General features: G+C 37.1%; 11 protein-coding genes. 7 read left to right on the top strand and 4 right to left on the bottom strand.

The genetic code is table 11. The features are described from left to right. Positions 1-57: 57 nt before the first annotated feature. Positions 58-2,346 carry a CHASE2 domain-containing serine/threonine-protein kinase gene (locus Dongsha4_RS03320; RefSeq protein ID WP_330204337.1) on the bottom strand — a complete coding sequence of 763 codons (2,289 nt, stop codon included), beginning with the start codon at positions 2,344-2,346 and terminating at the stop codon, positions 58-60. Positions 2,347-2,634: 288 nt separating this feature from the next. After that, positions 2,635-3,450 (bottom strand): DNA repair protein RecO, encoded by an 816-nt coding sequence (gene recO, locus Dongsha4_RS03315; RefSeq protein ID WP_330204336.1) that lies wholly within the window; start codon positions 3,448-3,450, stop codon positions 2,635-2,637. Between the two features lie 350 nt (positions 3,451-3,800). Here recO and Dongsha4_RS03310 point away from each other — a divergent pair, with 350 nt between their 5' ends. Continuing rightward, entirely contained in the window at positions 3,801-4,226 is a 426-nt protein-coding gene (locus Dongsha4_RS03310; RefSeq protein ID WP_330204335.1) for a DUF29 domain-containing protein, read from the top strand. 115 nt (positions 4,227-4,341) lie between these two features. On the opposite strand, the gene Dongsha4_RS03305 is transcribed toward Dongsha4_RS03310, so the two are convergent. Next, on the bottom strand, positions 4,342-4,632 hold the full coding sequence (locus Dongsha4_RS03305) for a DUF29 family protein (RefSeq protein WP_330205383.1): 291 nt from the start codon (positions 4,630-4,632) through the stop codon (positions 4,342-4,344). A 97-nt stretch (positions 4,633-4,729) separates the two neighbouring features. Here Dongsha4_RS03305 and Dongsha4_RS03300 point away from each other — a divergent pair, with 97 nt between their 5' ends. From Dongsha4_RS03300 to Dongsha4_RS03275, 6 genes are all read left to right on the top strand, one after another. Then, entirely contained in the window at positions 4,730-5,299 is a 570-nt protein-coding gene (locus tag Dongsha4_RS03300) for a Uma2 family endonuclease (protein ID WP_330205382.1), read from the top strand. A gap of 195 nt (positions 5,300-5,494) precedes the next feature. Beyond that, positions 5,495-6,073, top strand: a complete 579-nt coding sequence (locus Dongsha4_RS03295) for a TIGR04376 family protein (protein WP_330204334.1) — start codon at positions 5,495-5,497, stop codon at positions 6,071-6,073. A gap of 344 nt (positions 6,074-6,417) precedes the next feature. Continuing rightward, positions 6,418-7,359: a cytochrome c oxidase subunit II gene (locus Dongsha4_RS03290; RefSeq protein WP_330204333.1), complete on the top strand. Its 942-nt coding sequence runs from the start codon at positions 6,418-6,420 to the stop codon at positions 7,357-7,359. A 116-nt stretch (positions 7,360-7,475) separates the two neighbouring features. Then, positions 7,476-9,122, top strand: a complete 1,647-nt coding sequence (gene ctaD / locus Dongsha4_RS03285) for a cytochrome c oxidase subunit I (RefSeq protein WP_330204332.1) — start codon at positions 7,476-7,478, stop codon at positions 9,120-9,122. A gap of 85 nt (positions 9,123-9,207) precedes the next feature. Continuing rightward, on the top strand, positions 9,208-9,612 hold the full coding sequence (locus tag Dongsha4_RS03280; RefSeq protein WP_330204331.1) for a four helix bundle protein: 405 nt from the start codon (positions 9,208-9,210) through the stop codon (positions 9,610-9,612). 25 nt (positions 9,613-9,637) lie between these two features. Continuing rightward, positions 9,638-10,255 (top strand): cytochrome c oxidase subunit 3, encoded by a 618-nt coding sequence (locus tag Dongsha4_RS03275; RefSeq protein WP_330204330.1) that lies wholly within the window; start codon positions 9,638-9,640, stop codon positions 10,253-10,255. Positions 10,256-10,301: 46 nt separating this feature from the next. Here the strand turns inward: Dongsha4_RS03275 and Dongsha4_RS03270 are convergent, their stop codons facing one another. Beyond that, entirely contained in the window at positions 10,302-22,634 is a 12,333-nt protein-coding gene (locus Dongsha4_RS03270) for a SwmB domain-containing protein (protein ID WP_330204329.1), read from the bottom strand. Between the last annotated feature and the right edge of the window lie 119 nt (positions 22,635-22,753).

The raw sequence follows: 22,753 nt of genomic DNA, 5'->3' as shown, positions 1-22,753 counted from the left end.
TCTGCAACCTGAAACCTGACACCTAACCTTATCGGATATTCTTAAACCGAACAGAAGTTAAGATAATCTTTTACGGCGTAGCCTTTCTGCTTTTTCTTGTAACTGTAAAAAGTTTTCGGAATGGACAATTTCTGACACTTCCTCTGCTTTTTTTTCTTCATCAATTTGAATGTCGATGTCAATTTGATTTTTTAATTCTTCTATTTGCGATTTATAGTGTTTAAGATCTTTGTTTACTTCCTGTGCGTTTTGGTAACGATCTTTAAAATGATAGCTGGTCATTTTTTTGATGATTTTAGCAGTTACGGGGCTGACATATTTGCTACTATCCCACAGAATTTCCCCTGTTTGAGGGTCTCTGGGTAGTTTACCCGGGAATGTTCCTGTTAAACAATGGATGGCTACCATACCCACAGAGTAAATGTCACTTGCCATGACGGGTTGTCCTGCTAATTGTTCTGGTGAGGCATAGCCTTCATTACTAACGGCATTGATAGCTGTTTCGTTTTTTAAGTTAAAAATTTGTTTTATGCCACCAAAATCGATTAATACAAGGGAGTTGTCTGATTGACGACGAAGGATATTATCTAGTTTTATATCTCGATGGACTAAGTTATATTGCTCAATGAAACTCAAAATTTCCATTATTTCTTCAATAATTTGCAGTACTTCATTTTCACTATATTTAGTTTTCTCTTTTAATTCTTGAATGAGGGTTTTACCGTCAATATATTCTTGAACGAGGAAAAAGTTATTGTTGTCTTGGATATAGGCTAGTAAGTCGGGGATTTGAGGATGTTTGCCCACTTTTTCTAATATTTTTGCTTCGGTTTCCAGTAATTTTTCCATCAGGGTTAAAATTTTTGTGTCATCGGAATAGGCATTTAAGCGTTTAACTACACAGTAGGGTTTCCCGGGTAACATTTGATCAATGGAAAGATAACTATTGCCAAATCCGCCTTTTCCTAAGCGTTTAATAATTTGATAACGACCAACAATTACTGAACCTTCTTCATAGGTTGTGACTTTGGATATTTTATGGGTCTGAGATTGGGATTGTAACAACATTTGTAAAACTGCGATCGATTTTTCTTGATCTGATACTTGTTGTTGAATGGAAAGTTGTTCGTTTTTGGCTTTATAAGCGTTATAACCCACGAGTGCGATCGCACCTCCCGTAAAGCTAACTATGGCGGGAACAACAGGAATCCATCCCCCTTGAAAGGAAAAGATGATGGCACTACCGACGATAATGACTAAAGATGAACCCTGTAGCAATACCATTAATAAAGGACGGGATAATAATAAAATAGAAGTGCTACCTACTACACCCCAAAAATAAATCCAAACAATTTCCCCACCCTCTGGCCAACTCCAAATTAAAGGGTGTCCGTCAATAGCAGAGGAAAGAAATTGACTCACCATATAACTGTGAACCACAACCCCCGGCATTAAAACCACATCTTCTCCTTGGCGACTGAAAGGAGTATAAAAAGAGTCTCGTAAACTAGGTGCAGATACTCCAATTAAAACTACTTTATCTTTGATAAGTTTAGGATCAACTTTTCCCTGTAAGACATCATTTAAAGTAACGGTGGGATTGGGATTATTGCCTCTACGGTAGTCAAGCATGATTTGATAACCATTAGCATCGATATGACGATAAGCACCCATTCTCTTATTAATAGGTTTAAAAGTTGCTTTACCTATTGTTAGTAAGCCATCTTCACTCACTTGGGGTTCAATTCCTTGGGGTATTAAATAAGAAAGTGCCAACTGTAGAGCTAAAGAATAAGGAGTCGGACATCTACTTTCTTGAGGTTCAACATAAAATAAATTACGTCTGACAACACCATCTCCATCAATAACAATATCGGCAAATCCTACTAAATCTATAGGTAAACTGGGGGGAGGCGGAACTGCTGGTTGGGCTTCTGACTCTAATTTACAGACTACAGAGACTCGATCGCTATTAGCTAAAATATTGGTAAAATCATCTGTACCGGGTTCAATGGGAAAATCACGATATAAATCAACCCCAATGGCATAAGGCTCACTCTCTAAAAGAATATTAATAGCTTTTGCTAAAGTTCCATCACTGATAGGCCATCTTCTTTCGGTTTGAATATCATCTTCTGTAATGAGAACTGTTAATATTCGATTATCTTGATTTTCACGGGTATGGAATTTTAACAGCCAGTCATATACTCCCAAGTCAAAATATTCAAATCCCCCCAATTCTTTAATCACAACGATGATGGTACTGATAGAAAGGGAAACTAAAACTTCTAAGCCTATTTTGCGTCTAAAAGAATTTTTGAACCATTGGGAAACAGTATTTAGCATAATATTGAATTTTTTTTAGAGTACAAAACCTTAACTTTTCTTTATGATCTAAAAATATATAAAATTAGTTTAATTTTACACTCAAAAATTAAAGGTGAGATATTAGGCTAGGGCGGTGTCATTTTTATTTTTTTCAGTAAGGAGGTCTTAACAACTAATAATTAATGGGAGATAAGTTTTGATAATTTACTATTATTAATTGATTATTTTAAGATTTGTTATTATCACTTTAAATCCACAAGGAACAATTCTTAGTAATCTCACATCAAAACTCGAATAATTAAAAGTTTAGAAAGCGATTAAAATATCTGTAATAACTTCAGCCGATCGCATTTTACAATCTAAATGAAATTCTAAATAACTTTTCAAAATCCGTTCTATTCTCATCCAACTTTTCTGAATTACTAAATCATCATAATGAGAGGGAATAATGGAGGTTAAATCTGAGGGCAGAGAAGGTTTAGGTAAAGTTTGTAATAATGCTAATTCAATGGCATTGAGGTGATCATTAATTTGATAGTAGTGAGAAGAATAGGAAGATTTTACATATTCAGTCACTCCCCCTCCTTGAAAAGTAAAGCCGACTCGCCAATAAGGTTGATTAAAATTAGGTTGAATGGGTTGATAATTATGAACACAATGATAAATTTCTGGAGCAATACCACTGATGGCTAATAGATGAAATACAGCCTGTGCTAGACAAGCAAATAATTGTTCGTTATTGGTTAAACTATCAATACGCCTTAAGTGTTCGAGAAAAAGAGTATATAACTCTTTCTGGGGTTGTTCGTGGGCAAGGTGTAAAACTAATTCTGCTAAATATTGACTGATAGTTAATTTCCCGATATTACTATTTAATTGACGATATGACATTTGTCCTTCAATTTGTAAGATGCGATCGAGGTTTGTTCCTTGAATCAGAAAAAAATCGTTAACCATCAGTAATTCTGTCCGCCCTCTCAGGGTTGATTTATATAATTTGACATTGGGTGCGATCGCTTTTTTTAGTCCCAATTCAGGGGAAAGAAAAGAAATTAATAAATCATTTTCTCCAAAGGGCTTTTTTTGAATAATAATGCCAGTAGTTTGGAAAGTTGCATTCATAGGGAAATTTTGCCAGTGGAATCTTGATACATTGGTTAGAAGTTAAGGTTAAAAGCAAGGTGTCAAGGAATTTTCAAGGAAAAAGTTTTTTTGATTTTTTCCGAATTCACCTAATTTCAACCAAGCGTAAGGTAGCAATCAGCGTTTTCTTTGTACCATCACCTATACTTATATCGTAGTGAAAAGAGTTTGTTTTATTTTATTGTATCAGTTCCCTCCTAGCCTTAATAAGGGAGGACTTAGAAGTTGGGGGAGGTGCGTACTGCTTAGTTGATCACTTCGGGAACGCTTTTTAGAGTGTGAGATTTGTGGTAAAATCGAAAGCAAAATGAGTTAAAAATCATGGAATAATGAATGAGCAACTTTACAATACTGACTATGCTCACTGGGCGGAAACAATGGCAGAAAGACTAGATAAAAGAGATTTTGAGCATTTAGATATTGAAAATTTAGTCGAGGAAATCAAAGATTTGTCGAAACGGGAAAGAGATCGTTTATTAAGTAGTATTCGCTTAATTATTCATCATTTACTTAAATGGGATTATCAGCCTCACAAAAGATCGAGAAGTTGGGAGATTACCATTAAGAGAGAAAGAAATAATATTGATTTTTATTTAGAAGATAGTCCTAGTTTACGAAAATATCTTTCTGAAGAATGGGTGACAAAAATTTATCGTAATGCTTATTTAGATGCCATGAAAGAAACGGGATTAGATTTTCCTCAAAATTGTCCTTACTCTATTGCTGAAATTCTTGAACGTGAAGTCAAGCAATAAAGATACCACATTTGATTTTAAGAGGTGCGATACCGAAGGCACAACGTAGCTATCTTTTTGACTTTATAAGAGAGATTTGAGGCACGATCGTAACAAAACCAGTTTAGATTATTCGTCAATAAATGGATTTTAAAGCTGAAGATTGGATACTATCATAGTCTATTTTGAGCATTAACTCTTCGGGATTATATTTAACTTCAAAGGCTTCAAGATATGCTTTTCTAATCGCTGTATCAAAGGCATCTGCAAGTATTTCCTTTAACTCTTCCTCTGTTGCATAATAACCCCCTAATTTACTTCTCTTATTAATTTTTTTAATTTCTTTGATCGAGTTATAAATAGAAAAATCCCAAGAGCGAGTATTTCTTTTTTCCGCCTGTTGTTTAATTAAATGTAGCAATAAAATTACAGCATAACTAGGGGTATTGGTGTCTTAGGAGGTGCGTGCTGTGTAGCAGATGAAAACAAATGTTAGAATGATACACAAAAATGATTTAATCATTATGGCGACAGTAATTAATGTTGAATCCCTTAACCAGTTAACTAGCGAAGCATTTTATCAATTATGCCTTGCTAATCCTGATATACCGATGGAAAAAAGTCCTCAAGGAGAATTAATTATTATGTCCCCCGTTGGTGGTGAAAGTGGTAATCGGGAAGCTAATTTAATCGCTGATTTAATTTTCTGGAATCGTCAATATAAATTAGGACAGGTTTTTAGTTCGTCCACTATCTTCAAATTACCTAATGGAGGCGATTGCTCTCCTGATGTGTCGTGGGTATTACAATCAAAATGGGATAGTTTAACCGCCGAAGAAAAAAAGAAATTTCCTCCTATTTGTCCCGATTTTGTGATGGAATTAAGATCTGAAGGTGACAGATTAAAGCCTCTACAAGAGAAAATGGAAGAATATTTGAATAGTGGCTTAAAGTTAGGTTGGCTAATTAACCCTCAAGATAGAGAGGCAGAAATCTATCATCATCAAAAACCCAGAACCGTTGTCAATATGCCTTGCCTATTATCTGGGGAAGAAGTGTTGCCTAATTTTGCCTTAGAAGTTGATTTTAGTTGAAATATTTAGCTAAAAATGAATATACTTGCATGAGTTTCTCTACCTCTTATTAACAAAGAATTATCTATAATAATTGACAATAATTGAAAATAAAAACCTCGATCGAGCTTGATTAAAATTCCGATTATGAACTACGCTAGTTCCTAACACAAGGATAATTGGGGCTGTTTATTCCTAAGAAAACAGAGTAAATATATGAGTATTTTTGAAAACTTTACAAATTTTTTAGAATCTAAATTAGACGAATTTTTACAAAGTAATCCTGAATTAAATCTAACAATTATCGCTCAGGAAATCAAGCAAGAAAAGGAAGATACAATTAAGTTAATTAGTAAGTTAGAATCAAGAAGAAAACAACTTGAATTAGATATTTTGAAATTAGTTCAAGATATAAAAATATGGTGTGAAAGAATCGAAAAAGCGGAAAAAGCAAATAGAAATGATTTAGCTAAAGAAGCAGAGGAAAGAAAAAATACATTGCTGTCTCAAGGAAATTTTGCTTGGCAGGAAATGGAAAAAGTAAAAAATCAGATTGTTGAAAATAATAATAAACTGATCAATCTTGAGAACAAAGAAAGGGAGATTAATTTAAAGGTTAAAGAGTTAGAAAAAACCAAACAGTGGACACAATCTTATCCCAGTGATTCTAATTATAATTCTTATGGGTCTTATAATAATTCTGGATTTAATAACAGTAATGATGATTTGGAGAAAAAATTTAGAGATTGGGAAGTATCTGTGGAATTAGAGGAATTGAAAAGAAAGATGAATTAGGTATATACTCAGGAAGTCCGTAACTTCTTATTCTAGGTGAAGAGAAGCAACAGGCAACCCTTATAGGCAAGAGTTTTCTTGATTTTAAATTATTACTTAAAATCTTCAATGAAAAAATCTCCCTAATACCCCAATATCCAAACGCCTCAACATTTTTATCAACTGAGTTTGAAACAGCCCTGCATTAATGATAGGTTTTAAGGGGTTAGGAATAAGTGAGTAATAATTAAAAAAACTTAAAGAAATATCAGAGAATGATTAATCCTTTGCTACAGATAAAAAAATTTGACTTATCCTTAAAAAAGAAAAAGTTTTATTATTCAGCAGTTTAGGATTTAATCGTTGTGAATATACCAGGTAATATTATCACTTTGATCGCAGGTATTTTGCTTACTTTGATCAGTTTGTGGTATGGTCAAAATCACGGCTTGATGCCCGTCGAAGCCTCGGAAGGGGCGGCACAAGTGGATGGTTTATTTAACTTGATGATGACTATAGCTACGGGCTTATTCTTAATCGTAGAAGGAGTTTTAATTTATTCCATCATTAGATTTAGGCGAAAAAAAGGCGATCGCACCGATGGACCTCCCATTGAGGGAAATGTACCCTTAGAGATAGTTTGGACTGCTATTCCCACAGTAATCGTGTTCATTTTAGCAGTCTATAGCTTTGAAGTTTATAACAATTTAGGTGGTTTAGATCCCGAAATTTCCAGAGATTTTCCCCAAGAAGAAATGCAGATGGCAGACAATGGAGCAAAATTAGTCGCTTTTAATCCCCATCAAGGACATTTATCTCTTGGTATCGGTAGTAGTAAAGCGGATTTGGAAGTAGATGTCAACGGTATTCAATACGCATGGATTTTTACTTATCCTGATAGTGGTGTAGTTACGGGAGAACTTCATGTACCCGTGAATAAACAGGTTAAATTAAACATGAAAGCAGGGGATGTGATTCACGCTTTCTGGGTACCCCAATTAAGATTAAAACAAGACGTTTTACCCGGTAGAGATTCGGAATTATCTTTTAAAGCTAATAAAATCGGTTCATATCCCATTATTTGTGCGGAATTATGCGGTGCTTATCATGGCGGTATGAAAACAGTGCTTCATGTGGATAGTGAAGAAGACTATCAAGCATGGGTACAAGAAAATACGATCGCATCTTTGGAAGACAAAGAGGAAAAAATGGCTTTATTGTCTCAACCCATGACAGAGGAATCTCGTCTGGAAATGCACTCTCATCATTTGGGAGTTACTCCTGAGACTTTGGCACAACTACATTAAGAGTTCGGGGTTCGTGGTTCGGAGTTCGGAGTTTTTTATTCTTAATTATTTATTCACCTGACACCCAATACCTGAAACCTCTCTCATCAATAACATTTTTAATCTCAATCTAATTTATGAGCAATACAACAACATCTAATCATAAACAGAGGAAATTAATAGATTACTTTACCTTTAACACAGATCACAAGGTCATCGGTATTCAGTATCTCGTGACTTCCTTTCTCTTTTATTTTATCGGTGGTGCATTCGCTGAAGTGGTGCGCACGGAGTTAGCTACTCCTGATCCTGATTTTATCTCTCCTGAGTTATACAATCAAATGTTTACCCTTCACGGTACGATCATGATTTTCCTTTGGATTGTACCCGCAGGAGCGGCTTTTGCCAATTATCTCATTCCTTTGATGATTGGGGCAGAAGATATGGCTTTCCCTCGTTTAAATGCCGTTGCTTTTTGGTTAGTGCCTCCGGGAGGAGTATTATTAATCAGTAGCTTTTTGGTGGGTGCACCTCAATCTGGTTGGACTTCTTACCCTCCTTTAAGTTTAATGACTGGTAAATGGGGAGAAGAATTTTGGATTTTGAGTATCCTGTTATTGGGTACTTCTTCCATTTTAGGGGGTATTAACTTCGCCACTACTATCCTCAGAATGCGTATTAAAGACATGGATTTGCACAGTATGCCTTTATTCTGTTGGTCTATGTTGGCAACTTCTGCTTTAATTCTGTTATCCACTCCCGTATTAGCAGGAGCGTTAATTCTTCTTTCCTTTGACTTAATCGCAGGTACAAGTTTCTTTAATCCTTCGGGAGGGGGCGATCCTGTAGTCTATCAGCATCTTTTCTGGTTCTACTCTCACCCTGCAGTTTATATCATGATTTTACCCTTCTTTGGGGTAGTTTCTGAGGTTATTCCCGTGCATTCCCGTAAGCCTATTTTCGGTTATCGTGCGATCGCATATTCTAGTTTAGCCATTAGTTTCCTCGGTTTAATCGTCTGGGCTCACCATATGTTTACCAGTGGCACTCCCGGTTGGTTAAGAATGTTCTTTATGGCAACAACCATGTTAATTGCTGTTCCTACGGGGATTAAAATCTTCAGTTGGTGTGCTACTATGTGGGGCGGAAAAATCGAATTAAATACTCCCATGTTATTTGCAGTGGGTTTTGTGTCTTCTTTCTTAATCGGTGGTTTAACAGGGGTAATGGTGGCTTCTGTACCTTTTGATATTCATGTCCATGATACTTATTTTGTGGTGGGACATTTCCACTATGTCTTATTTGGGGGATCAGCTTTAGCCTTGTTTGCAGGGTTTTATCACTGGTTTCCCAAAATTACGGGTAAAAACTATCACGAAGGTTTAGGAAAATTACATTTTATCCTCACTTTCTTAGGATTAAACATTACCTTTATGCCCATGCACCAACTAGGCTTAATGGGGATGAATCGCCGTATCGCCCTTTATGATGTAGAATTTCAACCTTTGAACTTACTTAGTACCGCAGGAGCTTACACTTTAGCAGTTTCCACTATTCCTTTTTTGATTAATATGGCTTGGAGTTTATCCAAAGGCACACAAGCAGAGCGTAATCCTTGGAAGGCTTTAACCCTTGAATGGCAAACTGCTTCACCTCCAATCATTGAAAATTTTGAAGAAGAACCCATTTTATGGAGTGGTCCCTATGACTACGGTATTGATAGCGAGTCAGATTCAGAAGACGAAACCGTCAAGGATATGTTAGCGGAAGTCAGTGCTAAATGAGTTCGGGGTTCGGGGTTCGGGGTTCGGAGTTTAGGGCTCAGAGTTAGGAGTTAAGAGTTCAGGGTTAAGATCAGGAAAGGATTTTATGACGGATAATCAACCCATTCAAGAAAGAACACTTAATTTTGCCGTAAGAGTTGTCAAACTTTGTCAATTTCTTGATTCATCAGGAGGTATTGCTAAAATACTAGCATCTCAACTAATCCGCAGTGGTACAAGTATTGGGGCGAATGTTAGAGAAGCACAGTCAGCACAAAGTGATAAAGACTTTCTTCATAAAATGGAAATATCTCTGAAAGAAGCCAGAGAATCAGAATATTGGCTGATTGTTTTGGTTGAATCGGGAGTTATTCCTCCAGAAAAAGTGACTTCTTTAAGGGCTGAAAACGATATTATCATCAAAATCCTAGTTAGTATCACAAAAACAATCAAAGAAAAACTCCGAACCCTGAACTCCGAACTCCGAACTGCCAAAACCAGAAAAAAATAAACACTCACAAACTGATTAATGTATTATGCAAAGTTCAGCAATAGAAAATCAAGTTACCGTAGGCTATGAAGCCGAATCAGGGCATCATCATGGCCACCCTGATCATAGAATGTTTGGGTTAGTCTTGTTTTTAGTGGCAGAAAGTATGATCTTTTTTGGGCTTTTTAGTGCCTATATGATCTATTATGCTACTTTACCAGAATGGCCTATGGATGGTATTGAGTTAGAATTGGGTTTACCAGCCATTAATACCATTATTCTTGTGTCTAGTAGTTTTGTTATGCACAAAGGACAGTCCGCTATTAGAAATAATGATGTCAAGGGTTTACAGTTTTGGTTTGCCCTCACCGCAATCATGGGTATAATCTTTTTAATTGGTCAAGGTTATGAATATATGCACACTGGTTTCGGTTTAACTGACAACCTTTTTGCTAGTTGTTTTTATGTCTTGACTGGTTTTCACGGTTTACACGTTACCGCAGGTTTACTTTTCACTTTGGCGGTGTTAGTGCGATCGCGTTCCGAAGGTCATTATACCGCCAGTAAGCATTTTGGTGTAGAAGCCTCTGAATTATATTGGCATTTTGTCGATGTAGTTTGGATTATCCTTTTTGTTCTAGTGTATTTATTACCGTTACTATAAGATAAAAGTGGTGGGCATTTACCCACCCTAGAATTATAGTTTAGTTTTAGGTCATAATCGCTTCAAAGGCTATACCTTCAAGGTTGAAGTTGTGATAGTTGTTAATGACATTATCTGTTTCAGGTTGCCCCGTATAAAGATAAGTGCCGGGTAAACCAGTATTTTGGAAACGAGAAATAGAATCAGCTATTTGTGAACCTTGAGGATAAGCATAAAAGGCTATTCCTTCTTCCACAAAATTGGGATAATTTTCTCTGATGGATTGACTTTCTGTCTCCCCTGCATAAAGATAGCTACCGGGATAATCTAAGTTTTGGAAACGATTGAAAGCAATTAAACCATCTTCTTCTGTCTCAGATACGTAAAAAGCTAATCCTTCCTCTACAAAATTGGGATAGTTTTCTCTGACAGATTGACTTTCTGTCTCCCCTGCGTAAAGATAAGTTCCTGTGTCGTAATCCGTATTGCGGAAACGATAGATAGGGGTATTTAAAATGATTTCTGGGGAATCACCAAAGGCAAAGAAACCTCGTTTGAAAACAATGCCATTTTCAGCACCATCTAAATCGTATTTATCACCATCTTGAAGGTGTAAGATAACTCCGTCATAATTACCATCACTATCTTCATCAAATAATTCTGCTCCCGTATCGCCATTAAATTTAAAGACTTCATAGGTTTGGGTTTGGTTATTGAAGATATAATAACTATTAAAGTTGCTCTCTCCCTCAAAATAGAGTTTCACTTCTCCTTTACCATCGGTAGTAAGAACACGAAATTCTAAGACACCATCCATAACACTAAGAGGTTGATCATTTTTAAGGTGATTCCAATTACGAATTTGCCCATCGGTAGAGTCAACATAAACATGAAACTCATTAGTCAGAGGATTGAGACTTTCTTCTTCAAGAGTTACCAACAAGCCAAAATCTCTTGTACCCGTATAGACATCATCGAGTATTAAAGGAACAGATACCGTAATTGTGTTTTGCCCCGGTGTGAATATTGCTTTGCCTACTACGGAATTATAGTCACTGCCACTTTTTGCCCTTCCATCTTGGGTTAAATAACTAATTTCCACATATTTATCTAAATTCCCCGTGCGTTGGATGGTAAATTGGACTTCTCCATCGGCTTCATTGACAGTAGGATTCGATACCGATAAACGGGTGGGAGCGGTGGGGTCACTGGCATTTAATACCCCAAAGACTGAACTGGAAACACTTTGAGCGATTTGGTTATCAGACTCATCAACTGTGTAAGATGTAGTAGTTTGAGAATTGACGGAAGAAGCAGTAATTTCGGAAGTGAAAATATTTTCAGGAGTGTTATCAGAAGGAGCATTTTGAGTAACATTGATTAAATTAGTGGTTTCAGTAGTAGTAGCTGAAAGAGAATCACTGACTGACAATTCTTGTTGCTCATTTAAACGACTGGAATTACTTATATTCGGATTACCTGAGTTAAGGGTAGAAAGTATTTCTCCTGATGATTTTTTGATATATAAGCCACCATCAGCACCTAGTTGTAAATAAGTACCAGAATCATTGTTATTTGTTCCTGTTGCCCATAGTGCAAATTGTGCCGAGCCGGGTTGATTGGTGGGTTGTGCTTCACTATAAAGAACAAAGTTACCATCAGTTTGCATAAGAGCTTGAACTGCACCCGTTACTTGTACGCCATTGTTTTCTGCTGTCCAAAGTTGTTCTCCATCACTAGACAATAACACAAGGCTACCTTCTTCGTTTAGTACCAGTTGAGATGTTTCCGTTGCTGTACCAATAATACGATTTAGTAAAACCGTAGCGGAGGAAGTATTGGAGGTATAGCGATCGAACTTCTGATTATATTGATACACTGTACCGTTAAGACTAAAATCAGAACTTAAATTGAGGGTATCATTAGCATCCATCACCACCGTGACAGTGTTATTAGGAGATAGTTGGGTGACGGTTGAAGAGTTTAGGGTAAGGGTATTTGCACCATAACCTTCTGTGACTAAAATCTCGAAGTTGCGTAAACGATTACCAGGGGAAAGGGTAGTTAAATCCCAATCTTGTCCGTTATAACCCTCAAATCTTAAGACATCTGTACCTGCACCACCATCTAAACGACGGAAATAGGTATCATTAACGGTGACAAAGTCATCTCCTAACCCTGCATAAACTACGTCAATACCGCCATTGGTATAAATTTGATCATCTCCCTCTCCAGCGAGGAAACTTTCCCCTGTTGCTGTGCCAATCATGACATCAGATCCGATCGTACCTGTTTGAGTTACAGTGTTATTAAAGTCACTGCCAAAGATAACGTAACTCAGGTTATCATCATCCCCTGGTGCGCCAATAACAAAGTCATCAAAGCTATCCCCATTCACGTCTTCTCCACCACTGAGGGAAATTCCCGCTTGAGATGCTGGTAAACCCGTAATTAAAAAGCCATTGGTATTGGAGTTATTAGTGTTTGAGTTAGATTGATTGTTGCTTAAACTGTTTAAATCAAAGGGATTGGTAGCAGAATGGGTACTTCCCCAATTAGCACCGCCAAATACTACAAAAACAGTGCCGTCTTCGGTATCTGCTGAGGTTAAGGAAGTAGTGGGAGAGGAAATTGCCACGTCATCATAACCATCACCGTTAACATCACCAATAGCGGTAAAGTTAGACAAATTATAGATAGTGGAATTAGTGGAACTATATTGGGGATTTAAAACTACATTGGGATTGTCGTTAATCGTGCCTGAAGTTGAGCCATAGTAGATAAATAATGCCCCTTGATTATTGTTAAAATCAGAGCCCCTAAACGCCCCAAAAGTTGCATAACCAGAAGCTAAAACCCCATAATCTTCGATTCCATCACCGTTAAAGTCTCCAATACCTTGTAATTGAGAGCCTAATTGTTGAGTTTGATTCGGTTCAAAAATCGGGTTAGATGCCGTTACATAGATTTTTTGGTCAGTGTTATACCCCACATGGGCAATATAAATACTTTGATTGAAGAAAGCAGGGGAGGTGCGATCGAATGACGACTGATTAGGAATATACTCAATATTATCCCAATTGTCACCGTAGGTATAGTAAATACTCTCATCACTAGAAGAACTTTTATAGAAAAGATAGAGAGTTTCATTTGTGGCAATTAAAGAAGGACCAGCATAAGTAGTTTGACTATCAATAGTTGAAGTGGTAGACCAATTATCCCCATCATAATAAGTTGTGTAGATACTGTCATTATCATTTCCCTTAAAGGCTATGTATAAATTATCTTCAAAAACTACAGCTCCTATACGATCATCACTGGTATTATCATTATTACTATTATCGGGGACACTATTATTGTCAGACCAAGTACTGCTGTCTTGAGGATTATCAGAGGTAACATAAAGGATAATATCTTTGTTATCATCAGACAAGAAAAAAGTATATAGCTCATTGTTATAACTAACAAGAGTGGGTCCTTGTTGACTTGTATTACCTGCAATTTGATAGAAAACCCCACTATCACTATTAAAATTTAATCCCAAATCGGAATCATCTGTCACTGCACTAGCTAAAATGATCTCATTATTAGTAGCAGTAAAGGCTAAATAAAGAGTATTGTCAAAGACAGCTAAAGAGGGTTGATAATAAGTTTCAAAGCTACTGCCTAAATTTGTTAAGCCTTCCCAGTTAACACCATCTGTACTTCTTTGCATCCATAGAGTATTGCTATTACCATCAACTCTATCGGTTGCGTTGTATAGCATATAAAGATAACCGTTAAACTCTACTAAAGTAGGAGCTAATTCTGCGGATTGTCCACTAAAGCTATATTGATCTGTCCATTCGCTGTTAATTAAGGCTTGTTCCAATACAGCAGTAGGAGGATTAATAGAAGAATTGCCTTGATTATCTCCTAAAGAAACGGTAAATTGTCCATTGCCAACACCATTTATACTGTTGAAATTAGCATTTTGATTACCATTACCCACATCACTATAACCATCACCGTTAATGTCTCCTAATCCATTACCTGTTAATCCTGAAAAAGTGGTAGTGGTACTATTAAGACCTCCTGATGAACTACCATGATATAAAGTCCAAACACCATCAGAACTACGCAAAACCACATCCCCATAACCATCACCGTTATAGTCGCCCACGGCAAAGCCATTGATAATGGAAGTTTGAAGGGGATTACCCAGAGAAATAGTACTACCAAGAGTAGGTAAAGTACGAGATCCTAACTGGACATAGAAGTTATTATTATTATCAATTACTCCCAAGTCTTGTAAACCATCGCCATTAATATCTCCTAAGGCCACAAATTCGCTAATAGTACCATTAGATACCGTAATAACTATGTCATCAGTACCTGTGGAGGCATCTAATAAATTAGTTGTACTACTGCCAAAAATTAAAACTCCACCCTTTTCGCTTCCTCCAGAAAGCACATCAGCAAAACCATCACCGTTAACATCCCCCAATATCACGACATTATTGCCATTACCAATTAGGGGTAGTGAACCCTCTAAAGCAGTAACGTAAATATCTTGATTTTCACCAGCATAACCTAAATAAAGCTGTCCACTTAAAAATGTTCCTGAAGGAGTATAACTGCTAGTTTGATCGGCAATATTTTCAAAATTAGACCAACTATCACCATCGCTAGAAGTACCAACATAAATTTGATTGAGACTGTCGGTATAAGTCAAATACAGTTCATTTTCACCAGAAGTTAATTCGAGGGGAGTATTTCCATTGGAGATAGGAATACCATTTACAGACCAAGATAAATTGGTTAAATCTGTATCACTGGTGGATGTGATGTAGTAATTATTATCGCTACCTCGATAAGTAACAAAAAGATTATTATTTAATACAGTAGCATCAACAGAACTACTACTTGTTTGATTCGGAAAAGATGTTCCCCCATTGGGATTATTAAGGGAATAATTAGTTGACCAAGAACTACTAGACTCAGGATTGCTAGATGTAATATAGAAAATGTCTTTATTAGAGTCATTAGAGTCATTACTTACAAAAAAGACTATTAATTCTCCACCATATTCCACCAGAGAAAAACCTGCAGATGAATATTGATCAACGGTATATTGACTACTCCAACTTTGCCCATTATCTGTACTGTAAGTAATATTTAACTGATTATTGCCACCTTGATAAGCTAAATATAAAACTCCATTATAAAAAGCAATAGAAGGAGAGACATTAGTAGTCATCCCACTGGGAAGCTCGATCGCACCGCTCCAAGTTTTGCCATTATCACTACTGGTAGTAAGATAGATTTGGCTATTATCATCTCCTTTATAAGCTAGATATAATGTTCCGTTATAGTTGATTAAAGCGGGGGAACTATTAGCTTCTTGATTAGGTATTTGATAAATTTCAGTATCAACATCGATGGTATATAAATCACCGTCAATGACAAAACCGTTATCCCCAGAAATATCAGCCAGTTTGATACTACCATCATCTGCTAACCAGGGATGACCATAAATAGTGTATAACTGCCCTGCATTGGGCGCACTAATCATGAAATCATCAACACCATCACCATTGACATCGCCAATACCACTAGCGGCCGCCCCCACTAATTGGTAAGGTTGATCTCCATTGAGTAAGAAAGTGGTTTTACTATCACTAGCAGTAACATTGAGGTCAAAAATAGTACCGATGTCATTTAGGTTTAGGTTCTGAGATCCTCCAAAAAGTACATAACCTTGTCCTGTGCCGTTTGCACCTTGAGGAGCTGTAATCAAAAAGTCTTGATGTTGGTCATGATTAACATCACCGACGGAAGTAATAATTGCCCCTGTTTGACTGAAATCTAGTCCTCCCACTATGGCTAAATTAGTTACAGCATCAAGATTCTGAGGGTTATTATTTTGTGAGATTGTTCCCCCCTTGAGAACATAAATTAAACCATTGTTATTTGCACCACCGGGGGCTGAGATGGCTAAATCATTAATATGATCTCCATCTAAATCTGTACTATTTAAGGCGTAACCAGCATTACTGTTATTGGCTGTACCATTACTGGAGGGTAAATTAGAGCCTAAATAAGTAACATATTCGGTTAAGGTTTCAGTACCGTTGCTTTGATAAACATATACTGCACCTAACTCGGCGGTGGAAGTAGAAGGGTAAGATTGCCCTGCAGGATTATCAGTAGAATTAGCACTAGGGGGAAGTCCATCTAAGCCATTCCATTGATTAGTAACATCCCCAGAAAATGCGATCGCACCTATGATTAAATCATCAGTGTTGGTTTTATTACCCGTAAAAGTTTTTTGGGAAGATAAAGTTGTTTTGGAGAATGCACTAGAAACCGTAAGGCTATAACCTGCTAACTCTCCATCTTGTTGAGAATCGTAGATAGTGGAAAGGTTAGAACTACCATCAAAGGCAACATAGACTGCCCCATTACCATTATTTGCTCCCGGAGATCCGATCGCAATATCATTAGCAATAGGCTTACCATTAAGATTACCTGACAAATTATAGGTACTACCGTTAAAGTTACCCACAGCAACGGAATAACCGAAGCCAATATTGTTAAGAGAGTGGTTAATGATATAACCTTGATTACCTAAACTGTTGACATCAATAGTTGTTCCTGCTTTCATTTCTAAGCCATAAATGACATATACTTGGTTAGCATTAGCATCACCAATCACTAAGTCATCATAACCATCGCCGTCAACATCTCCTGTTGCCATACTAAAAGGATAATCCCCATTGGCTTGACCTGTATCACTTAAACCTGTAATCAAAATACCGTTGGGGTTTCCGCTTAAATCAGTGGTAGTAAGAGGATTAGTTTCACTATTTGATAATACTGCACCGCCATTAAAAAGAATTTGGATTGTACCTTGTCCTAATACGTTTCCAGAGGTGTCGGTATAGCCTCGATTTCCCACCACAACATCTAATTTACCATCGTTGTTGAAATCACCATTAGTAATGACATATCCCATACTCGGATTACTGGTGTTAATGATAAAACCACTATCGATTAAAGCAAGAGAAGAATCATTGGCTTCTGTAACGGTGGCAATGCCTAAAACCTGATTAGAATTAATGGTTGTGGTTTCACTGGTGACATCTTCTGCTTGAACAGTCTGAGTGGTAGGATTTCCCGTATTATAGTTAATGGTGACAGTAAAACTTGTACCACTAGGGAAGCTATTACTACCTGCATCGAGAAATAAATCTAAATCCACCGAAGGGCTAAGGATGGTATAGTCAAAACTACCGTCAGGGTTAACAGGATTGAGGAGTTTATCCCCTTCCACTACAGCTAATTGATAACCATTGGTATTACCTACACTCCATTTAACAGTTTCATTATTACTATTAGTGGCAGTGACAACAATGGAACTTATTTTATTACCTGTCACCTGATTACCCAAGTTTAAGGACAAGAAAATATCTGCATTACCATTCGGATTAACATAGCCACTACTGTTAGCGGTGGTGTAAGAAGTCACATCCCATTGAGTGTTATTCGCATCCGATAGTTGAGTGGCGATGGGTTTATAGCTAGGATTAATAACACTAGGTACACTCCAAGAATCACCATCATAGCTGACATAGTTAGTATTTGGTCCAGAAGGTAGGGGGGTGATATATTGAGAGTTATATTTATTGCCGATTTGACTGGTATTAAAGAAAAGTTGGCTAATTTGAGAAGCGGTTAAATTGCCAAAATCGGAAATGTCAGGGGTGTCATTATAGGTTAAGGCTTGACGATAAAAAGCCACCTCATCTAAATAAACGCTGTCATTACTAGAACCTGCAAGAGTTAAACTGGTACTGCTAGGAATAGTTAAATCCACATTATCTAAACTACCAACATTGTCACCATTGACATATAAATTCGCTGTGTTGGTTTCCCCGTTATAAGTAGCAACGACATAAAACCATTCATTCGCTGAAGGGGTAAATTCATCAGAATTTAAGGCACTGCCATTGATATTTAACGATAAACCACTGTTATTTAAGGTGACATTCATTAAACCACTAGCAGAAACTAAATCTAGGGTATTTGAGGGTAAAGAAGGCACTTTAAACCAAAATTCGACACTGAAAGAAGTACCAGATAAAGGAATAGTAACAGAAGTGGCACTATCACCATTGTTAAACAATACCGCAGGGTTAGCATCTCCCTGATTCGTGGTAGTATTTTCTAACGCCCCTACTTCATCAAATGTTACTGAACTGCTATAAGTACCATTACCTCCTGCCCCATAAATGCCTTCATTAACAAGAGTTGTGCCACTGGTTTCTGCTAAACGATAGTAAAGGAGAGGGGATTCTTCTAGGGTTAATAAACTGTAGGATGTGCTTTGAGTTTCTGTCCATAAAACCGTTGGTTTACCGTCTATGGTGACGATGCTTAACTCTGTTAAAGGATCTGGATTTGCGTCTGCGTATAGGATTTCAGGACTACTCCAAGTAGCCTCCCCATTATTATAAGTGAGACTTGACCAATAAATAGTTGACTCACCATTGTTATAGTTAATCCATGCCGCCATGAGTTGATTATTAATCCATTCACCGATGACGATTTTGCCTTCTGAGCCTTCTTGTTGTGCAATGGGTGAAGCAATAGTCCAATTTCCAGTAGTTGAGTTATAAATGGAGTAGTAAATGTCAGATTGATTAAAACTTTCGTTAATTAAGGTGGTTTCGTCATCCGTGTAAAATTCTCCCGGTGTCAGGTTAGTATTTATGTCGCTACTGTCGGCATTTGACCACACCAATACGGTAATATCATTAGTAGAATCATAAGCACCTACAGGATTAAAGTTAAAGCCTCCTGCACCAGGAATACTGCTAATATTGCTCACTAGGTTAGTATCACTATAATCCAGCAAAGCGTATTTAATAACAGTGGTGGGAGTGGAAGGAGAAGTGATAACGGGTTGATTGTTAAAGTTGACTACGTTACCGTTACTGCTAGATAAAGAATTCCCCGTATAACTCACAGTAACTATGTCTCCATTACTGATGAGATTTGCACCTTCGGGGGGTTGTACGGTTAAAATAATACTGTTATCGTTAACTTGGACGTTAGCTTCGATCGCAAATACTTGTCCATTACTTTCTACGGTAAAATCACTATTAGTAACGCCGTTATTAGTCAAATTTTGGTCAAAAACGAGAGTAATTTGATTACTGGTATTGTTTTCAACCACTGCACCTGCCCCCAAAATAACGGGGGGGTTAGTTTTATTAGTGGTGTTAGTGAGAGCAAAATCACTAAATTCATTAATCCATAGAGTAGTATTAGTAAAGGAATTATTGAGGAAAAGATTAGTATTGTTAGCGGTGGGATTTGAGAGATTATAACTAATATTTAACTGTGTATCTTCACTTACTGCTGTATCAAGGGTTAAATTGAGACTATTACCAGAAACGCTTACATTACCTACGGTATAGCTATTGTTATCACTGTCGCTGATGGTAAATTGATTAGGATTAGGGACATCAGTACCATTGCCTAATTCATCGATAAAATTGAGGGTGACATTTTGCCCATTAACAAAACCTGCGATCGCATCTAAGGGGGGAACTTCTGCAATCCAAGCTAGTAAAGGAGATGAACCACCTGAAACGATAAAGGGGGCGCTATCTTGCCCTAAATCCGCCTCAATATTTGCCATCAGGGATTGAGTAGTAACAGCAGGGGGAGTAATACCCGTAACGAAAGAATTACTAATATTTTGATTGTTGTAACGAATACTAACGGTTTGATCAGGAGTAATACTTTGATTAAGGTTTAAAATTATATCCTCTCCTGTGATGGAAACTCTTTGCACGGTAACGTTATTAACCGTTGTACCATCTGAGTTAGTGACAGTTATATCGTAGTTAGCTATATTATCCGATAATTGTAGATTGGAATTGTTGTTACTGATGAAAATAGACGATTGAAATACTTGAGTAGATACCCCATTTTGAATAGTAAAAGATACGATCGCACCTCCGTTACTATCTTTTAAAGGATTATCTCCTAAAGAACTGCTATCGTTATAACTAATAGAGACATTCTGTAAAGACTGATTAGTCACCGATGAAGCAAAGGTTAATAAGACTCCATTGTTAGTTACAGTAGCACTCTCTACGGATAAGGCGGTATTGTTTGAGGTAACAGAGATGCGATCGAGATCAGGATTAATGCTAGTGTCTAAAGGAGTGTTAAAAGCTAGAAGGAGAGTGGGATTAATATAATTTTGACTGTTGCCACTGGTGGGATTGTATTGATAAGCAAGGGTAGCGGGAGTAACATTACTAACCGCTATAGAACTAATGTTGGCAATGGGATTGCCCTCGCTATCGGTGATATTATCGTTATTGGTAAAACTGAGAGTAACCGCATTACTGGTGGGTTGAGGATTATCCGAAGATGTATAATCAAGGTTTTCGGAAATAGGAATAGAATTTTCCAGTTGCAAAATGAGGGAAGTATCAGAATTTCCTTGAATAACGTTAAAAACAGGGATATTAGTGATATTGCCATTAATATCGGTGGTGGAAACTGTAAAATCTTCGGGTTGCGGAATCGCACTTAGGGATGATGCAAAATTGAGAGTAATTAATGAGCCTGAAACTTGAGCCGATAACTCAGAAGAATCCGTTTCCGAGGATACGCTACTATTTTCTTCATTGTTATTGCCGTTGGAAATATCCCAAAGCCATCCCGGATTATAATTAAAACCAAATCCTAAAGGACCTATTTTAACCTCAAAACCAATAGGAAAAGTAAGAGAGATAGTATTGTCTGTATCTCCTATACCCCAGTTAAAAGCAGTTCTAACACCGCCATTTATATCGGCACTCAGGATTGGTACATGGGGAATTTGTGCTTTTCCGACTACTCCTGTGCTGAAAACAGGGAAACTAATTGAACCACTAGGCTCTAAACCTTCAAGAGTGCCATTGATAAAGGAGGCAAAGGTATCCGCTACATTAAATGCTATATCGGCGGCGATCGCACCTGCTAAGGCTTCTTTATCATTATAGGTGAGGGCTAATAAAGCAGCGTCTGCAAAAGCATTCGTACCAATGACTGTTAATGCACCTCCCAAAGTTTGAGGAGAATAAGTTTCCCCCTCAATGGCTTCCCCTAAAAAATTAAAACCAATACCCAAACTACCCGTAGCGTCTAAACTAAAAAATCCTGCCGTTTCAATAAGACTGACAATGGGAAATTTAACAGAAGCACTTAAACTTAAAACATCATAAACATCGATTAAATCATAAGGTGAATTAGTATCGAAGTCATAAGTGGAATCAAGATCAAAACTAACAATTATAGGGGATTCTGATATTGTTGTTGCTTTACTCTTCGGAGCGAAAATATTACCACTACTATCAGCAACAAAATTACCAGTTCTATTAAAAGTGGTTAATTTTATATCCCATGGCAATCCAAAATCTTCTTTGAGGCTAAATTCTTTAAGGGTTTCCCATTCTACTGTAGCATTTGTTTTTAAAAAAATGGAGGGTTCGTCATTTCCCCAACCAAAATTTGTTCCTCCCGAAATTGTACCGATAATCTCCCAATTTTTCATAAACGGAGTGATGAGCGATCGCAAAAAACCACTGTTAGGCACACTGTGCATCAAGTCCCAGTCTTTTAAAAGACTACTAGCAAAGAATAACTGTGCATTCCATGAGCCTACTGGTTCTTGTCCGGGTTGTTCTTCTGTTTCACTGCTGATACCCTGCCCTGAAGATTCATTACTCGATTGTACTGCTTCTTGAGTTGTGGGAGTTGTATTAGTTAACACTCCTAGATTTACTAATCCATCCGTTGTTAATTGAGGAGAATAGGGAGCATTAGGGGTTATAGTCGTGGTATTTGTCGAGAATTGACTACTGCTAACGCTAAATTTTTGAGTATAAAAATCCGTATCTTCTTTAATACTGAGATTCGCCACGTTATCAAAATTAACCTTTGAGCCTATCACTATCACTTCACCGCTATCATTAACTGTAACAGTCGGCTCTAAATCCCCTACTTGATCTGAGGTTAGTGCTTGAGGGGTGTCTAACCATTGTAAATCTGCATTAGAATCATATTGGGCGGCGGTGTAATAAAAATCGCTATCATTCAGGTTTCCTTGTTGCCATACCACTGCTAACCCCGGATTTTGTCCATCAATCAGGTTTTCATTCGCCACTAGATTGATACTGGTGACAGGTTTATTCCCCGTAAATGCGATCGCTTCTGCATCTTTCCAAGTTTCCGAATTGCTGTCATAGACTGCGTGCCAAATATAGCCATTTTCAGTATCTGCCCAAACTATATGACTTATACCATAAGAATCGGTGACAAGAGCGGATTGACTAGAAGCGAGATTGATAGACATGGCACAACACTCCCTTTCGAGGACTAATAATGGTCAAAAAAGAATTTATTAATATCAATATGTTGATAATCTATTCATAATTTTAAACCTAATTACTAATCTGAAAATGTCATTTTTGT

This window comes from Cyanobacterium sp. Dongsha4, assembly GCF_036345015.1.
Taxonomy (GTDB): Bacteria; Cyanobacteriota; Cyanobacteriia; order Cyanobacteriales; family Cyanobacteriaceae; genus PCC-10605.
This window is presented reverse-complemented; position numbering and strand designations above follow the sequence as displayed.